This is a genomic window from Mesorhizobium sp. M2E.F.Ca.ET.209.01.1.1 (assembly GCF_004010375.2).
In the GTDB taxonomy this organism is placed as follows: Bacteria; Pseudomonadota; Alphaproteobacteria; order Rhizobiales; family Rhizobiaceae; genus Mesorhizobium.
On sequence record NZ_SADP02001062.1, the window covers coordinates 1 to 297 of the forward strand.

The window sequence follows — 297 nt, forward strand, 5'->3', positions numbered from 1 at the left end:
GTGAGCTCTCCGGTCGACTACGGAGCGAAGCTTTCGCAGCAGGACCCGAAATGGACCTCCCCGGAATGCCGGCAGGCACGCACGGCGGCTGCCGACTATGCCCAACGCGAAAAGGACCACCCCGGCTGGAGTTTTGGCGTGCTGCTCGGGCCCTACAGCATGGGGATGGTGGCGGCGGTGAAGGAGCATGAACGGCAGCAGCGAAGGCTTCTCGCCCGCCAGATGCATCTGCAATGTTCCAGCCAGCCGCTGCCGAAGGAGCTGGATTTCGACCCGGCGATAGATCGGAAGAGCACA

General features: G+C 64.0%; 1 protein-coding gene. It reads left to right on the forward strand.

Annotated elements, in window-relative coordinates; all coding sequences use genetic code 11:
• A partial coding sequence (locus tag EN852_RS39130) for a hypothetical protein (protein ID WP_348643561.1) occupies nucleotides 1-297 on the forward strand: 297 nt, incomplete at both ends.